We start from the raw sequence: 20741 nt of genomic DNA, 5'->3' as shown, positions 1-20741 counted from the left end.
ACAGACTCTGTCGTGGATCAGGCGGACAGGCTGGCGCGGCCCTTGCCACGGCGGGCAGCCAGGATGGCGCGGCCGGCGCGGGTACGCATACGCAGCCGGAAGCCGTGGGTCTTCGCGCGACGACGGTTGTTCGGCTGGAAGGTGCGCTTGCTCACTCGGGGGCTCCTGAGGTGAATCGTAGGATGACGGGGAGTCGCTTGGCCGTCACCGTGCGTCCGCGTGATCTCCCCTGATTCGGAAATCCGGCCCTTTTCCCCAGTTCGGCTGGGGTTTGAGGCAATCCACGGCGCCCGTGCTGCGCGCCTTATGGAGCGGGTGGACCCGCGGACATGCGGCAGCGGCCATCGACAACTCGACCTGGTTACGGTACGCGGGACGGGGCACGAGGGTCAAACCAGCCGTCCCGGAGGCCCCGGCTCGTCCGGTTTGCCCACAGCCTGTGGACAACGACTTGATCCGGCTCTGTTCGCTGACTACCGTTGCAGGACTTGTCTGGTTTGTTCTTGGAAAGCGTGCACCAGTGGCTGATGTCAACAGCGACCTCGTCCCGGTCTGGGCGAGGGTCGTCGAGCGGCTGGTCAGCGACCCGGACGTCGGGGAGATGGACAAACAGTGGGTGCAGCGCACCCAGCCGATGTGGATGATGCACGACACCGCCCTGCTGGCGACCCCGAACGAGCGGGCCAAGCAGGTGCTGGAGGGCCGGCTGCTGCCGCAGCTGACCGAGGCCCTCAGCCGTGAGCTCAGCCGCCCGGTGCGCATCGCCGTGATGGTCGACGCCAACGCCGTCCCCACCACCCCCGCACCGGCGCCCCACACCCCCGTGGAGCCGTACCCGGGTCCCGGCCAGGACGACGGCGGCTACGGCGGCCAGGGCTACCAGCCGTACGAGCAGGACTACGACCGCCCCCGGTACGACACCGGCGGCTACGAGCAGCGCCCCGCGCCCTACGGCGGTCCGGCGGCGGCCCCCTCGTGGTCCGGCTACCAGGACCACGAGGTCCCGTACCACGACGACGACGAGCCCATGCCCCGTCCGGCGCCGCGCCCGATGCCCGGGCCGCCCGCGACCACCCAGGGCGACCTCTTCGGCGGCGCCTACGGCCCCGGCCCGAACGAGCAGCCCCGCACCACCGGCGGCCGCCGCTCCCCCGGCGCGCGCCCTGGCGGCGGGCGCCCCTCCGACAAGCCCGCGCCGGAGCGCGCCATCGAGCGCCCGGCCGTCCCCGGCGTGCCCGCTCCTCCCGGGGCTCCCCCGGCCGGCGGCTCGCGCAAGGACGAGCCGGCCGCGCGGCTGAACCCGAAGTACCTCTTCGACACCTTCGTCATCGGCGCGAGCAACCGCTTCGCGCACGCGGCGGCGGTCGCGGTCGCCGAGGCCCCGGCCAAGGCGTACAACCCGCTCTTCATCTACGGCGAGTCCGGGCTGGGCAAGACCCACCTGCTGCACGCCATCGGGCACTACTCGCGCAGCCTCTTCCCGGGCACCCGCGTGCGGTACGTGTCCTCGGAGGAGTTCACCAACGAGTTCATCAACTCGATCCGGGACGGCAAGGCGGACACCTTCCGCAAGCGCTACCGGGACATGGACATCCTGCTCGTGGACGACGTCCAGTTCCTCGCGCAGAAGGAGTCCACGCAGGAGGAGTTCTTCCACACCTTCAACACCCTGCACAACGCGAACAAGCAGATCGTCCTCTCGTCGGACCGGCCGCCCAAGCTGCTGACCACGCTGGAGGACCGGCTGCGCAACCGCTTCGAGTGGGGCCTGATCACCGACGTCACCCCGCCGGAGCTGGAGACCCGGATCGCGATCCTCCGCAAGAAGGCGATCCAGGAGCAACTCAACGCCCCCGCGGACGTCCTGGAGTTCATCGCGTCCCGGATCACCCGCAACATCCGGGAGCTGGAGGGCGCCCTCATCCGGGTCACCGCCTTCGCCAACCTCAACCGGGCGCCGGTGGACCTGGAGCTCGCCGGGATCGTCCTCAAGGACCTGATCCCGGGCGGGGACGAGGACGCCGGGCCCGAGATCACCGCGCAGGTCATCATGCAGCAGACCGCCGCGTACTTCGGGCTGGGCGTGGACGACCTCTGCGGATCCTCGCGCAGCCGCGTGCTGGTGACCGCCCGCCAGATCGCGATGTACCTGTGCCGGGAGCTCACCGACCTGTCGCTGCCGAAGATCGGCGCGCAGTTCGGCGGCCGCGACCACACCACGGTGATGCACGCGGACCGCAAGATCCGCTCGCTGATGGCCGAGCGGCGCTCGATCTACAACCAGGTCACCGAGCTCACCAACCGCATCAAGAGCTAGTCCTTCCACAGCCGTTGGGGACGGCCACCGCCGTCGAAGGCCGAGCCGGCCGCAGCACGACCCGCAGAGGGCGTCAGGAACGATCCTGACGCCCTCTCGGCATATCCACAGGTGTGCATCACCCGAATGCAGGGCAGAGATGCTTCGACGGATGGTCCGCCAGTCCACAGCCGACGTCGAACATCTGACCGGCGATTCGAAAACCGGCGGCGCATGGGGCGGTCGTCCACAGGTGACGGGCTTTCTCCACCGTCCACAGGGCACAGCGCCCGAAGTTATCCAGAATTCCTCCACAGGCGGGCCACCGCTACGCTCTTCCGCGCAGGTCAGGTGCCTGTGGACTTGTGCACAACGGTTATCCACAGGGTGTGGACAATTGACGGGCCGCCAGTGGGCCGTTCGGGTTATCCACCGCTTGTCCCCAGGCTCGGGGCGGTTATCCCCAGGTTGTCCACAGTGGCGTCCACAGTTCGACAACCTTGGGGTGCCGTTCATGCCCTGGTGTGAAAGGCGTCACGAAAAGTTGACCGGGCTCCGTGGATAACCGGGTCCGGATCTGGGGACAGCGCTGGGGAAAACCTGTGGATACGTTCGGTGCCCTGTGGGTAACGCTCCGCCGTCCACAGCGGGCCGTGTCCGTCCACAGCCGACATCCACACCCACTGTGGACAAAATTCGGGGGCTGACCTGCGGAAACGGGGTTATCCACGGTTTCCACAGGCCCTACTACTACCACTACACAGTTAGACCCATCGATGCGTTTCAAAGCAGGTGGGCCCGAAATCTGTGGACAAGCGTGGCCCGACATCTGTTCGGGTTGCTTCCGCCCGTCTGCCCCGTCTGTCGGCGGAGTACGTCAGACTGTCCTCGGCGACTGGAAGCGGAGTGGCACAGCTCGGTGGACAGCCCGCCCGACGATCAAGATCAGACGAACCAGAGTGCGAGCGGGAGCGCTCGATCCAGGAGGCGGTTACCGGTGAAGTTCCGGGTGGAGCGTGACGTCCTCGCGGAGGCGGTGGCCTGGGCTGCCCGCAGCCTCCCGGCACGGCCGCCGGTGCCGGTGCTGGCCGGCCTGCTGCTGACGGCACAGGACGGCAGCCTGGCCCTGTCCGGCTTCGACTACGAGGTCTCGGCCCGGGTCGAGCTGGAGGCGGACATCGAGGAGGCCGGCACCGTCCTGGTCTCCGGCCGCCTGCTGAACGACATCTCGCGCAACCTCCCCAACAGGCCTGTGGAGATCTCCACCGACGGCCAGCGGGTCAGCGTGGTCTGCGGCAGCTCCCGGTTCACCCTCCCCACCCTCCCGGTGGACGAGTACCCGGCGCTGCCCCAGATGCCCACCGCCACCGGCACCGTCTCCGGCGACGTCTTCGCCTCCGCGGTCAGCCAGGCCGCCGTGGCCGCCGGCCGCGACGACACCCTCCCGGTGCTCACCGGCGTCCGGGTCGAGATCGAGGGCGACCGGATCACCCTGGCCGCCACCGACCGCTACCGCTTCGCCGTCCGCGAGCTGCTGTGGAAGCCCGAGCAGTCGGACATCTCCGCCGTCGCCCTCGTCCCGGCCAAGACCCTGCAGGACATCGCGAAGTCCCTGGGCAGCGGCGACAACGTCTCCATCGCGCTGTCCTCGGGCGGCGCGGGCGAGGGCCTGATCGGTTTCGAGGGCGCCGGCCGCCGCACCACCACGCGGCTGCTGGAGGGCGAGTTCCCCAAGTTCCGCAGCCTCTTCCCGACGGAGTTCAGCGCCGTCGCCGCGATCCAGACCCAGCCGTTCCTGGAGGCGCTCAAGCGCGTCTCGCTGGTCGCCGAGCGCAACACCCCGGTCCGGCTCAGCTTCGAGCAGGGCGTGCTGACGCTGGAGGCCGGCTCGGGCGACGACGCCCAGGCCACCGAGCGGATCGACGCCGACCTCGAGGGCGACGACATCTCGATCGCCTTCAACCCGGGCTACCTGGAGGAGGGCCTCAAGGCCATCGACTCCGCCTACGCCCAGCTGAGCTTCACCACCCCGACCAAGCCGGCCCTGCTCAGCGGCAAGGCCTCGGTGGACGCCGAGGAGGACAAGGCGTACCAGTACCTGATCATGCCGGTCCGCCTCTCGGGCTGAGCCCGCGCCCGGCATGATCCCGGGGGTGTGGGGGTCGTCCCCCCCAGGACTCGGCATGCCGGTCCGCCTCTCGGGCTGAGCCCGCACGAGCGATACCCACAGGCCGTACCCACAGCCTGTGGACGGCCTCCCCCGGTCGGCCCGACCGGGGGAGGCCCTGTGCGTTCAGCGCGTAGGCTCAGGGGGTGTGCGGCAACGGCGCCGCCGGCAGGCACGTCACCACAGGTAAGGACTTGGTCATGGAGCTCGGCCTCATCGGTCTCGGCAAGATGGGCGGCAACATGCGCGAGCGGATCCGCCGCGCCGGCCACACCGTCATCGGCTACGACCGCAACCCGGACATCTCCGACGTCGAGAGCCTGCAGGAGCTCGTCACCAAGCTCCAGGGTCCGCGCGTGGTCTGGGTGATGGTCCCGGCCGGCGCCGCCACCCAGGCGACCGTCGACGAGCTCGCCGAGCTGCTCTCCCCCGGTGACGTCGTCGTCGACGGCGGCAACTCCCGCTGGACGGACGACATCAAGCACGCCGAGGCGCTGGCCGCCAAGGGCATCGGCTTCGTCGACTGCGGCGTCTCCGGCGGCGTCTGGGGCCTGGAGAACGGCTACGCCCTGATGTACGGCGGCGACGCCGAGCACGTCGCCAAGGTCCGGCCGATCTTCGAGGCGCTCAAGCCCGAGGGCGAGTTCGGCAACGTGCACGCGGGCAAGGTCGGCGCCGGCCACTTCGCCAAGATGGTCCACAACGGCATCGAGTACGCGATGATGCAGGCCTTCGCCGAGGGCTGGGAGCTGCTGGAGGCCGCCCCCGAGGTCACCGACGTGCGCGAGGTCTTCCGCAGCTGGCAGGAGGGGACCGTCATCCGCTCCTGGCTGCTGGACCTGGCCGTCCGCGCCCTGGACGACGACGAGCACCTGGAGAAGCTGCGCGGCTGGGCCGCCGACTCCGGCGAGGGCCGCTGGACCGTCGAGGCCGCGATCGACCACGCCGTGCCGCTGCCGGCGATCACCGCCTCGCTGTTCGCCCGATTCGCCTCGCGCCAGGACGACTCGCCGCAGATGAAGATGATCGCCGCCCTGCGCAACCAGTTCGGCGGCCACGCGGTCGAGTCCAAGTAGTCCCCACCCCACCAGAAGGCGAGCGCAGTCCACAGCCATGCACGTCGCGCACCTGTCGCTCGCCGACTTCCGGTCGTACGCCCGGGCCGAGGTGCCCCTCGACCCGGGCGTGACGGCCTTCGTCGGTCCCAACGGCCAGGGCAAGACCAACCTGGTCGAGGCGATCGGCTACGTCGCCACCCTGGGCAGCCACCGGGTGGCGACCGACGCGCCGCTGATCCGGCTGGGCGCCGAGCGCGCGGTGATCCGCACCTCGGTGGTGGACCGCGGCCGCTCGACCCTGGTCGAACTGGAGCTCACCCCGGGCAAGGCGAACCGGGCCCGGATCAACCGCTCCGACAACGTCCGCCCGCGCGACGTGCTGGGCCTGCTGCGCACCGTGCTGTTCGCCCCCGAGGACCTCAGCCTGGTCAAGGGCGACCCGGGGGAGCGCCGCCGCTTCCTCGACGAGCTGCTGACCGCCCGCGCCCCCCGCCTGGCCGGCGTCCGGCAGGACTACGAACGGGTGCTCAAGCAGCGCAACGCCCTGCTGAAGACCGCCGCAATGGCCCGCCGGGCCGGTGGCGGCAAGGGCGCCGACCTCTCCACCCTGGAGGTGTGGGACGGTCATCTCGCCCGCGCCGGAGCCGAGTTGACGGCCTTCCGGATCCAACTGGTGGCCGCCCTGCAGCCGTTGGTGACGGCCGCGTACGGGCAGCTGGCCCCCGGTGGGGGCGACACCTTGCTGGAGTACCGCAGCTCCTTCGAGGGCGAGCTGCCGACCAGCCGCGAGCAGGCCGAGGAACAGCTGCTCCAGGCCCTGCAGGCGGCGCGCAGACAGGAGGTCGAGCGGGGGATCACCCTGGTCGGCCCGCACCGCGACGAGCTCGTGCTCAAGCTCGGCCCGCTGCCCGCCAAGGGCTACGCCAGTCACGGCGAGTCCTGGTCGTTCGCGCTCGCGCTGCGGCTGGCCTCGTACGAGCTGCTGCGCGCGGACGGCGGCGAGCCGGTGCTGATCCTGGACGACGTGTTCGCCGAGCTCGACGCGGCCCGCCGGGACCGGCTGGCCGAGCTGGTGGCCGACGGCGAGCAGGTGCTGGTGACCGCCGCGGTCGCCGAGGACGTGCCGAAGGCGCTGGCCGGCGCCCGCTTCGCGGTGGCCGACGGCGCCGTGCGCCGCGTCGACGCCTGACCGCCGTCGACGCCCGACCGCTCCGCGCGCCCCGGCCTGCCGGGCACCCGACCCCCCTCTGACCTTCACGATTCCTCCGTAGAGCCCCCGGCGGACCCCGCCGGTGGGCGGATCCCGTCCGTCCCTCGGCTCCCGTACGCTGGACCGCTCGACCGTTGTCCACAGGCTGGGGAAAGGAGATCGCCGTGAGCGAGTCCGCGGAGACCTCCCCGCAGCCCGGCGCCGCGCAGCCGACCGGCGCCGACCTCGCCCGTTCGGCGCTGCGGGCGGCCCGGGCGCAGGCGCGCCAGCGCGGCGAGCAGGTCCAGCAGAAGCGCGAGGCGAAGCGGCACGGCCTGCGCAGCGGGGCCCGCTCGGACGGCCGCGACCCGGTGCCGCTGGGCGCGGCGCTGAACCGGCTGCTGACCGAGCGGGGCTGGGAGTCCTCGGCCGCTGTCGGCGGCGTGATGGGCCGGTGGCCGCAGATCGTCGGCCCGGACATCGCCGCGCACTGCCATCCGTCCTCCTACGACGACCAGAGCGCGGTGCTCACCGTGCAGTGCGACTCGACCGCCTGGGCCACCCAACTGCGCTGGCTGGTGCGACAGTTGGTGGCGCGTCTGAACCACGAGCTGGGCCACGGCACGGTCCGCACCATCAAGGTGCTCGGCCCGGCCGCACCGGCCCGCGGCTACGGCCGGCTGCGCGCTCCGGGCAGCAAGGGGCCGGGCGACACCTGGGGCTGACGGGCGCGGAACGGACCACGATCCTCCGGAACCCCTGACGGCCCTTCCTGGCGCTCTTGGCCCCCCGGTCGAGTATCGGGACATGTGCAGAGGGGATTCAGGGCGGCATATCTGCCCTCAAGGGCTGCCAAACGCCCATCTCTGTCAGTCGTACCGGTAGACTGAGAGCCAAACACTGTTGCTAGTGGCAACCGAGTCGAAACGCCGTGGTCGCACGCCCGCCCACACGGGGTGGGGATGCGGCCCGCGCTGTGCCAGAGAGGGCGCTTCGTGGCCGATTCCGGCAACCCCAGCCAGACCCCAGACCAGACCGACCAGGGCGAGAAGTCCTACAACGCCAGCAACATCCAGGTGCTGGAGGGCCTCGACGCCGTCCGCAAGCGTCCCGGCATGTACATCGGCTCGACCGGTGAGCGTGGCCTGCACCACCTGGTGCAGGAGGTCGTGGACAACTCCGTCGACGAGGCCATGGCCGGGCACGCGGACACCATCGACGTCACGATCCTGCCGGACGGCGGCGTGCGGGTGGTCGACAACGGCCGCGGCATCCCGGTCGGCATCGTCCCCGGGCAGGAGAAGCCGGCCGTCGAGGTCGTGCTCACCGTGCTGCACGCGGGCGGCAAGTTCGGCGGCGGCGGGTATGCGGTCTCCGGCGGTCTGCACGGCGTAGGCGTCTCGGTGGTGAACGCGCTCTCCACCCGCCTCGCGGTGGAGATCCACACCGAGGGCCACCGTTGGACGCAGGACTACAAGATGGGCGCGCCGACCGCGTCGCTGGCCAAGAACGAGGCCACCGACCGGACCGGCACCAGCGTCACCTTCTGGGCCGACCCGGACATCTTCGAGACCACCGTCTACTCGTTCGAGACGCTCTCCCGGCGCTTCCAGGAGATGGCGTTCCTCAACAAGGGCCTGTCGATCTCGCTGACCGACGAGCGCCCCGAGCACGTGGACGAGGACGGCAAGCCGCTCACCGTCACGTACAAGTACGACGGCGGCATCGCCGACTTCGTCGCCCACCTCAACTCCCGCAAGGGCGAGGTCGTCCACCCCTCGGTGATCGACTTCGAGGCGGAGGACAAGGACAAGGCGATCTCGGTGGAGATCGCGATGCAGTGGAACTCCTCCTACACGGAGGGCGTCTACAGCTTCGCCAACACCATCCACACCCACGGCGGCGGCACCCACGAGGAGGGCTTCCGCGCGGCGCTGACGGGCCTCGTCAACCGCTACGCGCGCGACAAGAAGCTGCTCCGCGAGAAGGACGACAACCTCTCCGGCGAGGACATCCGCGAGGGCCTGACCGCGATCATCTCGGTCAAGCTCGGCGAGCCGCAGTTCGAGGGCCAGACCAAGGACAAGCTCGGCAACACCGAGGCCAAGACCTTCGTCCAGAAGGTCGTCCACGAGCACCTGAACGACTGGCTGGACCGCAACCCCAACGAGGCCGCGGACATCATCCGCAAGTCCATCCAGGCCGCCACCGCGCGCGTCGCCGCCCGCAAGGCCCGCGACCTCACCCGCCGCAAGGGCCTGCTGGAGTCCGCCTCGCTGCCGGGCAAGCTGTCGGACTGCCAGTCCAAGGACCCGTCCGAGTGCGAGATCTTCATCGTCGAGGGTGACTCCGCCGGCGGCTCGGCCAAGCAGGGCCGCGACCCGCGCACCCAGGCCATCCTGCCGATCCGCGGCAAGATCCTGAACGTCGAGAAGGCCCGGATCGACAAGGTGCTGCAGAACACCGAGGTCCAGGCGCTGATCTCGGCCTTCGGCTGCGGCATCCAGGAGGACTACGACGAGTCCAAGCTGCGCTACCACAAGATCGTCCTGATGGCCGACGCCGACGTCGACGGTCAGCACATCCGCACCCTGCTGCTGACCCTGCTGTTCCGCTTCATGCGGCCGCTGGTCGAGGCCGGGTACGTCTACCTGGCCATGCCCCCGCTGTACAAGATCAAGTGGGGCAAGGACGACTTCGAGTACGCCTACTCCGACCGCGAGCGCGACGCGCTGATCGCGGCCGGCGTGGAGGCCGGGCGCCGGCTCCCCAAGGACGACGCGATCCAGCGCTTCAAGGGTCTCGGCGAGATGAACGCCGAGGAGCTCCGGGTCACCACCATGGACGCCGAGCACCGGCTGCTGCTCCAGGTCACCCTGGAGGACGCCGCCCGCGCCGACGAGCTGTTCTCCGTGCTGATGGGCGAGGACGTCGAGGCCCGCCGCTCCTTCATCCAGCGCAACGCCAAGGACGTCCGCTTCCTGGACGTGTGACGCCGCCCGACCGGCAGCCGCACGTACCAGTCCGCGTGAAAGGAAACTGACCACCAGTGGTCGACGACAACCGTCCCGACGGCGAACAGCCCGAGACCCCCGCACCCGCCGAGGCCACCGCCCAGGCGACCATGCGGATCGAGCCGGTCGAGCTCGAGACCGAGATGCAGCGCTCCTACCTCGACTACGCCATGAGCGTGATCGTCAGCCGGGCGCTCCCCGAGGTCCGCGACGGCCTCAAGCCGGTGCACCGCCGGGTGCTCTACGCGATGTACGACGGCGGGTACCGGCCCGAGAAGGGCTACTACAAGTGCGCCCGCGTCGTCGGCGACGTCATGGGCAACTACCACCCCCACGGCGACACCTCCATCTACGACACCGTGGTCCGCCTGGCCCAGCCGTGGTCGCTGCGGATGCCGCTGGTGGACGGCAACGGCAACTTCGGCTCCCCGGGCAACGACCCGGCCGCGGCCATGCGCTACACCGAGTGCAAGATGATGCCGCTGGCCATGGAGATGATGCGCGACATCGACGAGGAGACCGTCGACTTCGCCGCCAACTACGACGGCCGCTCGCAGGAGCCCACCGTCCTGCCCGCGCGCATCCCCAACCTGCTGGTCAACGGTGCCACCGGCATCGCGGTCGGCATGGCCACCAACATCCCGCCGCACAACCTCCGCGAGGTCGCCTCCGGCGCGCTCTGGGCGCTGGAGCACCCGGACGCCTCCAACGAGGAGCTGCTGGAGGCCCTGGTCGAGCGGATCAAGGGCCCGGACTTCCCGACCGGCGCGCTGATCGTCGGCCACCGCGGGATCGACGACTACTTCCGCACCGGCCGCGGCTCGGTCACCATGCGCGCCGTCGTCGAGGTCGAGGAGATCCAGGGCCGCCAGTGCCTGGTGATCACCGAGCTGCCGTACCAGGTCAACCCGGACAACCTCGCGCTGAAGATCGCCGACCTGGTCAAGGACGGCAAGGTCGCCGGCATCGCCGACGTCCGCGACGAGTCCTCCTCCCGCACCGGCACCCGCCTGGTGGTCGTGCTCAAGCGCGACGCGGTCGCCAAGGTCGTGCTGAACAACCTGTACAAGCACACCGAGCTGCAGACCAACTTCGGCGCCAACATGCTGGCCCTGGTCGACGGCGTGCCGCGCACGCTGTCGCTCGACGCCTTCATCCGGCACTGGGTCAACCACCAGGTCGAGGTCATCGTCCGGCGCACCCGGTTCCGCCTGCGCAAGGCCGAGGAGCGTGCCCACATCCTGCGCGCGCTGCTCCGCGCGCTCGACGTGATCGACGAGGTCATCGCGCTGATCCGGGCCTCGGCCAGCGCCGACGCCGCCCGCACCGGCCTGATGGAGCTCCTGTCCATCGACGAGCTCCAGGCCAACGCCATCCTGGAGATGCAGCTGCGCCGCCTGGCCGCCCTGGAGCGCCAGCGGATCACCGACGAGCACGACGAGCTCCAGCGCAAGATCGACGAGTACAACGCGATCCTGGCCTCGCCGACCCGCCAGCGGGAGATCATCTCCGAGGAGCTCACCGCGATCGTCGAGAAGTACGGCGACGAGCGGCGCTCGACCCTCATCCCGTCCGACGGCGACCTCTCCATCGAGGACCTCATCGCCGAGGAGGACATCGTCGTCACGATCACCCGTGGCGGCTACGTCAAGCGGACCCGCTCCGACCTCTACCGCTCGCAGAAGCGCGGCGGCAAGGGCGTGCGCGGTGCCCAGCTCAAGCAGGACGACATCGTCGACCACTTCTTCGTGACGACGACCCACAACTGGATCCTGTTCTTCACCAACAAGGGCCGGGTCTACCGCGCCAAGGGCTACGAGCTGCCGGACGCCGGGCGCGACGCCCGCGGCCAGCACGTGGCCAACCTGCTGGCCTTCCAGCCGGAGGAGCACATCACCCAGGTGATGGCCGTGCGCACCTACGAGGACAAGCCGTACCTGGTGCTCGCCACCCGGGCCGGCCTGGTCAAGAAGTCCGCGCTGAAGGACTACGACTCCCCGCGCTCCGGCGGCCTGATCGCGATCAACCTTCGCCAGGACGAGGCGGGCCGCGACGACGAGCTGATCGGCGCCGAGCTGGTCTCCCCCGAGGACGACCTGCTGCTGGTCTCCAAGAAGGCCCAGTCGATCCGCTTCACCGCCACCGACGACGCCCTGCGGCCCACCGGCCGCGCCACCTCGGGCGTCAAGGGCATGGCCTTCCGCGAGGACGACGAGCTCCTGTCGATGAACGTCGTCCGCCCGGGCACGTTCGTCTTCACCGCCACCGACGGCGGGTACGCCAAGCGCACGGCGGTGGACGAGTACCGTGTCCAGGGACGCGGCGGCTACGGCACCAAGGCGGCGAAGATCGTCGAGGGCCGTGGCTCGCTGGTCGGCGCGCTGGTGGTCGACGACACCGACGAGATCATGGCGATCACCCTGTCGGGTGGGGTGATCCGCACGAGGGTTTCCGAGGTTCGTGAAACCGGACGTGACACCATGGGCGTCCAACTGATCAACCTCGGAAAGCGCGATGCGGTCGTGGGCATGGCCCGCAACGCGGAGGCCGAGGACGAGGAGACGTCGGAGGACGAGGTCGAGGGCACCGAGTCCACCGAGATGGCCGAGGGTACGGAGACGGCGGCCGGCGGCGAAGCCGGCGCCTGACCGAACCGTTGGCCGGTGCCGTCGCGTCCTCACTGACGGGGACGCGGCGGCACCGGCCGCCGACCAGTTCCGGGCAATCCCGCCGGGCGCTGGATGTCGAGTGACGAGCAGGGCGGTTCCCCCGTCCTGGCGGGAAGTGCGGGAGGACCAGGTGAGTGGAGCCACGGGTGCTGCGGGAGGAGCCTCCGGCGGCCGTCCGGGCGCGCAGGGCGGGGGTGGGTACGGCGTGCCGCAGCCGCCGGCCGAACACCCGGCCGCGTCCACCTCGCTGATGCCACCGGTCGGCGCGGCGGGCCAGAGCGGAGCCACGTACGGCGGTCAGACGCCGGCGCCGGGCACCCCGGCGGGCGGGGCCGGCGGGTTCTCCCAGCCGACCACCTACGCCAAGGGGCAGCCGACCCCGGCCCGGGGCACCCGGACGGGCAACACCCCGCCCGGCGGCACGCCCGTCCCCGGGGCCCCGCGCCGTCCCGGCACCAACGCCCCGGCCGCGGGCCCGGGCCTGGGCCGCACGCGCAAGGCCCGCCTGCGGGTGACCAAGGTCGACCCGTGGTCCGTGATGAAGGTCAGCTTCCTGCTGTCGCTGGCGGTCGGGATCATCATCATCGTGGCCGCGGCCGTCCTGTGGATGACGCTGGACTCGCTCGGCGTCTTCGACTCGCTGTCCAAGACCCTGAAGGACGTCACCGGCTCGGACAGCAACGGCGGCATCAACATCATGGACTACATCGGCTTCGGCAAGGTGATGACCTTCACCTCGCTGATCGCCGTGGTCGACGTCGTGCTGCTGACCGCGCTGTCCACGCTCTCCGCGTTCATCTACAACGCCGCGGCCGGCTTCACCGGCGGCGTCGAGCTGACCCTCGCCGAAGAGGACTGATCCGGACGCGGTCCTGATCCACGGTCAGAAATCCGTCCACGGACGGAATGCACGGGCCCCGGAGGCTGTTCCAGTCTCCGGGGCCCGTCGGCATTCGGGTGACAGCCGGCCGCCCGCGGCGTGCCGCCCGGAATCGGGCCGGCCGCGGTGGGATTAGCTGGGTGCCGCCCGTTCCGCGCCAGGGAGTGCCACAGGCCGCCCCCGGTCCGCCCGACCGGGTCGTGCAGGACGACTGGACGGAGGCGCGCTCGATGGCACAGCTCGCAGGTCAACTGGTCGAGGCCCTGGAGGGGCTGCTGGAGGTCCCGGTCCCGCTGCGGGTCCAGGCCTGGGACGGCAGTGTCGCGGGCCCGCCCGGCGCCCCCACGATCGTCCTGCGCAACCGCCGCGCCCTGCGCCGCCTGCTCTGGGCCCCGGGCGAGCTGGGCCTGGCCCGCGCCTACGTCTCCGGGGACCTGGAAGTCGCCCCCGGCGGCGACCTCTACGACGTGCTCGACGCCGTCGGCCGGTTCGCCGAGCTGCCGGAGATCCGCACCCTGGAGCTCGGCCCCGGCGACGTCGTCGGCCCCAAGGGCCGCCGGGCGCTCGCCACGCTGCTGCGGGCCGGCGCGCTCGGCCCCCGGCCCACGCCGCCCCCCGAGGAGGCCGGGACGGCCCGGGGGCGGCTGCACAGCCGCGGCCGGGACCGCGCGGCCATCAGCCACCACTACGACGTCGGCAACGACTTCTACGGGCTCGTCCTGGGCTCCTCGATGGTCTACTCGTGCGCCTACTGGACGCCGGACTCGAAGAGCCTGGAGGACGCCCAGGCGGCCAAGCTCGACCTGATCTGCCGCAAGCTCGGCCTGCGCCCCGGGATGCGCCTGCTGGACGTCGGCTGCGGCTGGGGCTCGCTGCTGCTGCACGCGGCCCGGCACTACGGCGTCACGGCGGTCGGCGTGTCCATCTCCAGGGAGCAGGTCGCGCTGGCCCGCCGGCGGGTCGAGGAGGCCGGGCTGGCCGACCGGGTGGAGGTCCGGCTGCAGGACTACCGGGAGATCACGGACGGCCCGTTCGACGCGGTCTCCAGCATCGGCATGGCCGAGCACGTCGGCACCGAGCAGTACCGGGTGTACGCCGCGGGCCTGTACCGGCTGCTGGTGCCCGGCGGCCGGCTGCTCAACCACCAGATCGCGCGCCGCCCCGACCACCCCGGCGAGGAGCACCGCACCAGCCCCTTCATCGACCGCTACGTCTTCCCGGACGGCGAGCTGTCCCCGGTCGGCTCCACGGTGGCCCGGCTGGAGGAGGCCGGCTTCGAGGTCCGGGACGTCGAGGCGCTGCGCGAGCACTACGCGATGACGCTGCGCGAGTGGGTGGCCAACCTGGAGGCGCACTGGACGGAGGCGGTCGGGCTGGTCGGCCGCGGCCGGGCCAGGGTGTGGCGGCTGTACATGGCGGCCTCCGCGCTCGCCTTCGAGCGCAACCGGATCGGGGTCAACCAGGTGCTCGCCGTCCGCAGCACCGACGAGGGCGCCGCGGGCCTGCCGGCGACCCGCGAGGAATGGCTGCTCCGGCGCTCCGCCGGAGCACGGCAGCTCGGTGCCGGGGTCCCTGCCGCGACCCACGCCGGAACGGATTTGGGGGATCGGCGGTCGGTCCGCTAATCTTTCAGTGCGGCAAGGGCCTATAGCTCAGACGGTTAGAGCGCTTCCCTGATAAGGAAGAGGCCACAGGTTCAAGTCCTGTTAGGCCCACCACCGCGAAGGGCCCGGAGTGGATCACTCCGGGCCCTTCGGCGTTTTCCGGTTTTCGTTCCGCGGCCACCTTCCGGTAACCTCTGCGTGTGGCGAGGGCCTATAGCTCAGACGGTTAGAGCGCTTCCCTGATAAGGAAGAGGCCACAGGTTCAAGTCCTGTTAGGCCCACCTCCCCGAGGGGCCCGGAGTGGATCACTCCGGGCCCCTCGGCGTTTCCCGGCGTCAATCCTCCGGTCCGCAAGCGGGGTTGGCGGCAGCGGTGGCTGGTCACGATTGGGACACCGGTGTGTATCATCGGCCGCAAGGGCAGTCTGGCACCCGGCCGCCCCGTAGGCGTTCGAAACGAACTGGACTCGTCGGCCCGGTCACTCCGGCCGGATCTCGGCTCTTGAGTCCACTTATGCAAGAAGGACGAGGTCCCGCGGTGAAGAAGCTTCTCCTGGTCGCCCTGGTCGCCCTCGGCGGCTTCTTTGTCTACCGTCAGGTCCAGGCGGACCGCGCCGAGCAGGACCTGTGGACCGAGGCCACCGACCCGGTTCCGGCCGGTCGCTGAGCCCCGGGCGATCTGACGATCGACGATCTTCGGGGGCGCGTCACGCGCCTCCTCGGGTCGGCCGGTCCGGTTCCGACCGGACCGGCCGGTCCCCTCAGGGGGACGGCACCGGCAGGCCGCCGGAACCCGGTACGCTAGTGCCCGTCGGCACCGGCGGTGCCGGCGAGGGGCATTAGCTCAGTTGGTAGAGCGCTGCCTTTGCAAGGCAGATGTCAGGAGTTCGAGTCTCCTATGCTCCACAGTTCGCAGTACCAGCCGATCGGCCGTTGACCTGAATCCGGGTCAACGGCCGATCTGCGTTTCCACCGTCAGTGCGGTTTGCGCGGGTCGTGCGGCTTGGGCCGGTCGTCCGCGGGGGGAGCCGGCTCGGCGGCGGCGTCCTCGGCGCCGTCGCCGTTGACCGGCGCGGCGGCGGAGCCCGTCGCGTGGGCGCCGGACGGCTGCGGGGACTGCCCCGCCGGCGGCTCGACCAGCCACTCCGGGTTGCTGTGCCGCCGCCACCACTGCCAGGCGAGCACCCCGCCGCCGATCGCCATCGCCCCGGCCACGGCGAGTCCGGTGGCCCAGCCGTTGTGCTGCTCCTTCCGGACGTTGCGGGCGGCGAGATCGCTGATCTCGGCGGAGCTGACGTGGCCCTGGAGGGCGGTGAGCGCGGCGGCGCCCCTGGCCTGGGCCTCGTGGGCGACCGGGACGACGACGGCGCGGGCGTCCCCGACCGCCTGGACGACCCTGGGGCCGACCGTGGAGCGCGCCTGGTCGGCGGCCCGGGCGGCGGAGAGGCGGGCGGCCAGAGCGGCCTCCTGGGCCCGGTGGAAGGCCTTCAGGGCGTTCTCCTGGGCATCCGGCGGGAGGCTGGCGAAGGCGTGGCCGAACTGGGGGGCGAGGTGCCGGTCGTACTGGACGCGGAGGCCCTGGGCGGCCTGGGAGGCCTTCGGCCCGAGCGCGTCGAGGGCGGGGCCCAGGCGCTGCTTGGCGCCGTCCGCGAGGTGCGCGGCGGTGTCCCGGGTCCTGGCGGCCGTCTCACGAGCTGAGTCCAAACGGGTCACGGGTTCTCTCCTCCTCGGTGGCGTCCTTTATGCACATATCCACCTGAATGCTGATCATGCATCCTGATTTGTCCGACGGCATCCGGGGGTGGGCCGTACGCGGGTCGGCGGGGGCCGGCGGGGGCCGACGGGGCTGGGCGGGGGAGGGGAAAGTGGGGCATCCCGGAGGGTGGGCCGTACGCGGGTCGGCGGGGGCCGGCGGGGCCAGCGCCGGGGGCCTGGAGGGGGCGTGGGGCGGGGGTCGGGCGGGGCAGGATCGGGGTTGGGGGACGACCTCCGCCGCCGGGTTCGCCGCAGTAGGCTGGCGGCTCCGGTGGTCCTGTACGGGAAGGGGAATGCGCTGATGCTCCCGGACGAGCCGAGGCCGCCGGCCGATCGGATCCAGGACCCGGGCCCCGAGGCCGGGCTCCCCGGCTGCTACCGCCACCCGCAGACGCCCACCGGCATCTCGTGCACCCGCTGCGGGCGCCCGATCTGCCCGTCGTGCATGGTCCCCGCCTCGGTGGGCTTCCAGTGCCCGGAGTGCGTCAGCGGCGCGCACGCCGAGGTGCGGCGGCCGACCACCCGCTACGGTGGCGTGCTGACCGCCGACGGTGCGCTCGTCACCAAGGTCCTGATCGGGATCAACCTCGCGGTCTTCGTGCTCGCCGCCTACGTCTTCTCGCCGTGGCTGGTCCAGGACTGGTCGCTGTTCAGCGCCGGGCGGGCGATCCCGGGCGGCCCCGGGGGCGTCGCCGACGGCCCGAGCCAGTGGTACCGGCTGCTGACCGCGACCTTCCTGCACGTCCAGGTCTGGCACATCGGCTTCAACATGATGGCGCTCTGGTGGACCGGACCGGTGCTGGAGTCGGTGCTCGGCCGGGCGCGGTTCCTCGGCCTCTACCTGCTCTCGGGCCTCGCCGGCAGCGCCTTCGCCTTCCTGGTGGCCGGCAACCTGATGAACTCGGTCGGGGCCTCCGGGGCGATCTACGGCCTCTTCGGGGCGACCCTCGTGCTGCAGATCAGGACCCGCAGCCCGATCGGGCCGGTGATGGCGCTGCTGGTCTTCAACCTGATCGTCACCTTCTCGGTCGCGGGGATCGACTGGCGCGCGCACGTGGGCGGCCTGGTGGTCGGTGCGCTGACCGCGGTTGGCCTGATGTTCGCCCCGCGCGAGCGCCGCGGCCTGGTCCAGGGGCTGACGATGGCGGGCGCGTTCGCCGCCGTCGTGGTGATGGTGCTGGTCGGGATGGCCCGCTACGGCGCCTGACGCCGGGGGCCGTTGTCCACAACGGGTACGGGGTTGTGCACAGCCTGTGCGGCGAGCCAGGTGTGGACAGCTGTTCTACGCGTGTCCTCCTGTGCGGTTCGAGCCCTTACCAGGTGCTGTCCACAGCTGTGGACGACATTCGGCCCGCAAGTTATCCACAGGCTGGGGACACTTTTCCCCAGTGTGGATAACCATGTGGATAAGCGCGACAGTGCGATTGTGGGGATAACCGCCGGGCTGGTCGACCGGCTCCGGGCACGCCTCGACGCCGTCCCGGGTCGAGCTGTCCGGGACGGCGGAGAGACCTTCTCAGGGGTCGGAAGAGCCGATCAGCGGCGGAATCCGGCCAGGGCGTGGGCCCGGGCCGTCACTTCCACTGGGTGGAGACGCCGAAGCCCGCCGCGATGAAGCCGAAGCCGACCAGGATGTTCCAGTTCCGCCAGCTCTCGACCGGGTAGTTCCCGCTCGTCACGTAGTAGGTGACGATCCACACCAGCCCGATCAGGAACAGCGCAAGCATCAGGGGCGCGACCCAGCCGCGGCCCGAACTGATCTTCACCGTGGCCGTCGTCGGCGGGGTGTAGTCGGACTTCTTGCGGAGTCGAGACTTCGGCACGAGGAGCTCTCCTGTCGATGCGCTGTGAGACCGCGCAGGGGTGCAGCGGGGGAAAGTCGGCCGGCGACGCTCGTGGAGAACGCTGGGACGGCTCCCGCACGTGCCACCGGCGTCCGTTAGCGTAGTGGCTCGGCGGGTCTTAAGGAGATAAGGGTACGGTGCCTAATTTGTCGATTCCCCCTCGGCCGCCCCGTACCCGTCGGTCCGGCATCCGAATTGTCGGGCGTGCCCTGACCTGCGCCGTCTTCGCGCTCGCGGGTCTGCTCTTCTACATCAGCGCGCAGACCGCCCGCGGGACCGACCTGCGGACGGACAACTCGCTCCTCAGCCTCGGCGACGTGATACGCCAGCGCAGCGCCCAGAACCAGCAGGCGCAGGCCCAGCTCGCCGACCTCCAGTCCCGTGCCCAGGCCCTCACCGAGCAGCGCAGCCAGAACCCGGCCGACACCGCCCGGCTGGACGGGCTGCGGCTCGGCGCCGCGCTGGAGCCGCTCCAGGGCGGCGGCCTGACCGTCACCCTCAACGACGCCCCGCCCAACGCGACCGCCCGCATCCCCGGCGTCCCCGAGCCGGGCGTCAACGACCTGGTCATCCACCAGCAGGACATCCAGGCCGTCGTCAACGCGCTGTGGCGCGGCGGCGCCGAGGGAGTACAGGTGATGGACCAGCGGCTGATCTCCACCAGCGCCGTCCGATGCGTCGGCAACACCCTGCTGCTCCAGGGCCGGGTCTACTCGCCGCCGTACGTCGTCAAGGCCGTGGGGAAGACCGACGAGCTGCGCGCGGCGGTGGACGGGGACCCGACCATCCGCACCTACCTGCGCTACGTCCAGGCGTACGGACTGGGCTGGAAGGTCCAGGAGAGCGGCGACCTCACCCTGCCCGGCTACTCGGGCACCACCGACCTCCGTTCGGCGGGCGGCCAGCAGTAGCGCACCGGCCGGGAGGCCGGGGGAGGCAGGTCTACTCTTGACCCCAGTCTGCTACGTCGAGGGAGCACCATGTACGGCTGGATCTGGCGTCACCTCCCGGGGAACACCCTGGTCAAGGCCGTGATCTCGCTGCTCCTCATCCTCGGGGTGGTCTACCTCCTGTTCACTTACGTCTTTCCGTGGGCGGAACCGCTGCTCCCCTTCGGTGACGTCACAGTGGACGGCGGCGACGGTGCCGCGGCCGGCTGAGTCCGGTCCGCCCTGCTCTTCCCCTCAAGTCCCCGCGATCCACGGAGATAGCGCGCGAATGACCACCCAGCCGACCCAGCCCCGGATCCTGGTCGTCGACAACTACGACAGCTTCGTCTTCAACCTGGTCCAGTACCTGTACCAGCTCGGTGCCACCTGCGAGGTGGTGCGCAACGACGAGGTGACCGTCGACCACGCCGTCCGCCGCAGCGGCGACGAGGGCTTCGACGGGGTGCTGCTCTCCCCCGGCCCCGGTGCGCCGGAGGAGGCCGGCGTCTGCATCGAGATGGTCCACCACTGCGCGCGGATCGGGCTGCCGGTCTTCGGCGTGTGCCTCGGCCTGCAGTCGATCGCGGCCGCGTACGGCGCGGTGGTCGGCCGGGCGCCGGAGCTGCTGCACGGCAAGACCTCGCTGGTCGAGCACGAGGACGGCGGGGTGTTCGAGGGCCTGCCCTCGCCGCTCACCGCCACCCGGTACCACTCGCTGGCGGTCGACCCGGCGACCGTGCCGGACGAGCTGGTGGTCACCGCCCGCACCGAGAGCGGCGTGATCATGGGCCTGCGGCACCGCGAGCTGCTCGTCGAGGGCGTGCAGTTCCACCCCGAGTCGGTGCTCACCGAGGGCGGGCACCGGATGCTCGCGAACTGGCTGGCGGAGTGCGGCCACCCGCAGGCCGTGGACCGGTCGGCCGGGCTCGCCCCGGTGATCGGCCGGGGCTGAGCGGCGTGACCGCGCTGCGTCCCGAGGGGCGTTACCAGCCGGAGGCGGGACCGTACGGGGGCGGACAGCGGCCCGCGGACCAGTACGGCCAGGCCGAGTACGGCGACGGCCACCAGGGCAACGGCCAGTACGGCTACGGCCAGTACGGCGGCACGGGGCAGGACAACGGTCAGTACGGGAACGGCCATTACGGCCAATACGGAAACGGCGGGTACCAAGCCCCGCCTGCCCAGCCCGGCCAGTCGGGACAGCCCGGGCAGGCAGGGGCCGAGGACGGCTGGGGCGTGTACGAGCAGGCCGTGCAGGCCGCCGACGCGCCCGAGTACCCGTGGCTGCCCGAGCAGACCGTGCAGCTCCGGGTGCCCGCCGAGGACGCCGCCGCGGC

Annotated in this window: 17 protein-coding genes, 3 tRNA genes and 1 pseudogene; 18 read left to right on the top strand and 3 right to left on the bottom strand. The window is 71.2% G+C overall.

What is annotated here, in order from left to right:
* Positions 1-17 precede the first annotated feature (17 nt).
* Positions 18-155, bottom strand: a complete 138-nt coding sequence (rpmH, locus tag AB0O00_RS00730; RefSeq protein WP_030059672.1) for a 50S ribosomal protein L34 — start codon at positions 153-155, stop codon at positions 18-20.
* 365 nt (positions 156-520) lie between these two features.
* Between rpmH and dnaA the strand changes: the two genes are divergently transcribed.
* The 13 genes from dnaA to AB0O00_RS00665 all read left to right on the top strand — a co-directional run bounded on the left by dnaA (position 521) and on the right by AB0O00_RS00665 (position 15782).
* Positions 521-2317 (top strand): chromosomal replication initiator protein DnaA, encoded by a 1797-nt coding sequence (gene dnaA, locus AB0O00_RS00725; RefSeq protein ID WP_363647609.1) that lies wholly within the window; start codon positions 521-523, stop codon positions 2315-2317.
* Positions 2318-3293: 976 nt separating this feature from the next.
* Positions 3294-4424, top strand: coding sequence for a DNA polymerase III subunit beta (gene dnaN / locus AB0O00_RS00720; RefSeq protein ID WP_363647607.1), 1131 nt, complete (start codon positions 3294-3296; stop codon positions 4422-4424).
* A gap of 239 nt (positions 4425-4663) precedes the next feature.
* Positions 4664-5539, top strand: a complete 876-nt coding sequence (gene gnd / locus AB0O00_RS00715) for a phosphogluconate dehydrogenase (NAD(+)-dependent, decarboxylating) (protein WP_363647605.1) — start codon at positions 4664-4666, stop codon at positions 5537-5539.
* 37 nt (positions 5540-5576) lie between these two features.
* The gene (recF, locus tag AB0O00_RS00710) at positions 5577-6710 is read left to right on the top strand and encodes a DNA replication/repair protein RecF (protein ID WP_363647603.1); all 1134 of its coding nucleotides are present in this window, start codon (positions 5577-5579) and stop codon (positions 6708-6710) included.
* Positions 6711-6895: 185 nt separating this feature from the next.
* Entirely contained in the window at positions 6896-7435 is a 540-nt protein-coding gene (locus AB0O00_RS00705; protein WP_363647601.1) for a DciA family protein, read from the top strand.
* Positions 7436-7672: 237 nt separating this feature from the next.
* Positions 7673-9703: a DNA topoisomerase (ATP-hydrolyzing) subunit B gene (gene gyrB, locus AB0O00_RS00700; protein WP_363647599.1), complete on the top strand. Its 2031-nt coding sequence runs from the start codon at positions 7673-7675 to the stop codon at positions 9701-9703.
* A gap of 131 nt (positions 9704-9834) precedes the next feature.
* Entirely contained in the window at positions 9835-12372 is a 2538-nt protein-coding gene (gyrA, locus tag AB0O00_RS00695; RefSeq protein WP_363647673.1) for a DNA gyrase subunit A, read from the top strand.
* Positions 12373-12523: 151 nt separating this feature from the next.
* Complete coding sequence (locus tag AB0O00_RS00690; RefSeq protein ID WP_363647597.1) at positions 12524-13252, top strand: DUF3566 domain-containing protein; 729 nt, start codon at positions 12524-12526, stop codon at positions 13250-13252.
* 251 nt (positions 13253-13503) lie between these two features.
* The gene (locus AB0O00_RS00685) at positions 13504-14898 is read left to right on the top strand and encodes a cyclopropane-fatty-acyl-phospholipid synthase family protein (protein ID WP_363647595.1); all 1395 of its coding nucleotides are present in this window, start codon (positions 13504-13506) and stop codon (positions 14896-14898) included.
* A gap of 16 nt (positions 14899-14914) precedes the next feature.
* A tRNA-Ile gene (locus AB0O00_RS00680) sits at positions 14915-14991 on the top strand.
* 93 nt (positions 14992-15084) lie between these two features.
* A tRNA-Ile gene (locus AB0O00_RS00675) sits at positions 15085-15158 on the top strand.
* Positions 15159-15414: 256 nt separating this feature from the next.
* A complete protein-coding gene (locus AB0O00_RS00670) occupies positions 15415-15543 on the top strand; it encodes a DLW-39 family protein (protein WP_014137031.1) in 129 nt (42 codons plus the stop codon).
* Positions 15544-15709: 166 nt separating this feature from the next.
* A tRNA-Ala gene (locus AB0O00_RS00665) sits at positions 15710-15782 on the top strand.
* Positions 15783-15851: 69 nt separating this feature from the next.
* Here the strand turns inward: AB0O00_RS00665 and AB0O00_RS00660 are convergent.
* Complete coding sequence (locus AB0O00_RS00660) at positions 15852-16589, bottom strand: DUF5324 family protein (protein WP_363647593.1); 738 nt, start codon at positions 16587-16589, stop codon at positions 15852-15854.
* 343 nt (positions 16590-16932) lie between these two features.
* On the opposite strand from AB0O00_RS00660, the gene AB0O00_RS00655 reads away from it, so the two are divergent.
* Positions 16933-17838 carry a rhomboid family intramembrane serine protease gene (locus tag AB0O00_RS00655; RefSeq protein ID WP_363647591.1) on the top strand — a complete coding sequence of 302 codons (906 nt, stop codon included), beginning with the start codon at positions 16933-16935 and terminating at the stop codon, positions 17836-17838.
* Between the two features lie 367 nt (positions 17839-18205).
* Here the strand turns inward: AB0O00_RS00655 and crgA are convergent, their stop codons facing one another.
* Positions 18206-18454, bottom strand: a complete 249-nt coding sequence (gene crgA, locus AB0O00_RS00650; RefSeq protein WP_218200977.1) for a cell division protein CrgA — start codon at positions 18452-18454, stop codon at positions 18206-18208.
* A 173-nt stretch (positions 18455-18627) separates the two neighbouring features.
* On the opposite strand from crgA, the gene AB0O00_RS00645 reads away from it, so the two are divergent.
* From AB0O00_RS00645 to AB0O00_RS00630, 4 genes and pseudogenes are all read left to right on the top strand, one after another.
* Entirely contained in the window at positions 18628-19386 is a 759-nt protein-coding gene (locus AB0O00_RS00645) for a DUF881 domain-containing protein (protein ID WP_363647671.1), read from the top strand.
* 69 nt (positions 19387-19455) lie between these two features.
* A complete protein-coding gene (locus AB0O00_RS00640; protein ID WP_363647589.1) occupies positions 19456-19635 on the top strand; it encodes a hypothetical protein in 180 nt (59 codons plus the stop codon).
* 58 nt (positions 19636-19693) lie between these two features.
* Entirely contained in the window at positions 19694-20356 is a 663-nt protein-coding gene (locus tag AB0O00_RS00635; protein ID WP_363647587.1) for an aminodeoxychorismate/anthranilate synthase component II, read from the top strand.
* A 5-nt stretch (positions 20357-20361) separates the two neighbouring features.
* A pseudogene (locus AB0O00_RS00630) lies at positions 20362-20741 on the top strand (hypothetical protein); the annotation flags it as partial.

The sequence above is a fragment of the Kitasatospora sp. NPDC093558 genome (assembly GCF_040683475.1).
Taxonomy (GTDB): Bacteria; Actinomycetota; Actinomycetes; order Streptomycetales; family Streptomycetaceae; genus Kitasatospora.
This window is presented reverse-complemented; position numbering and strand designations above follow the sequence as displayed.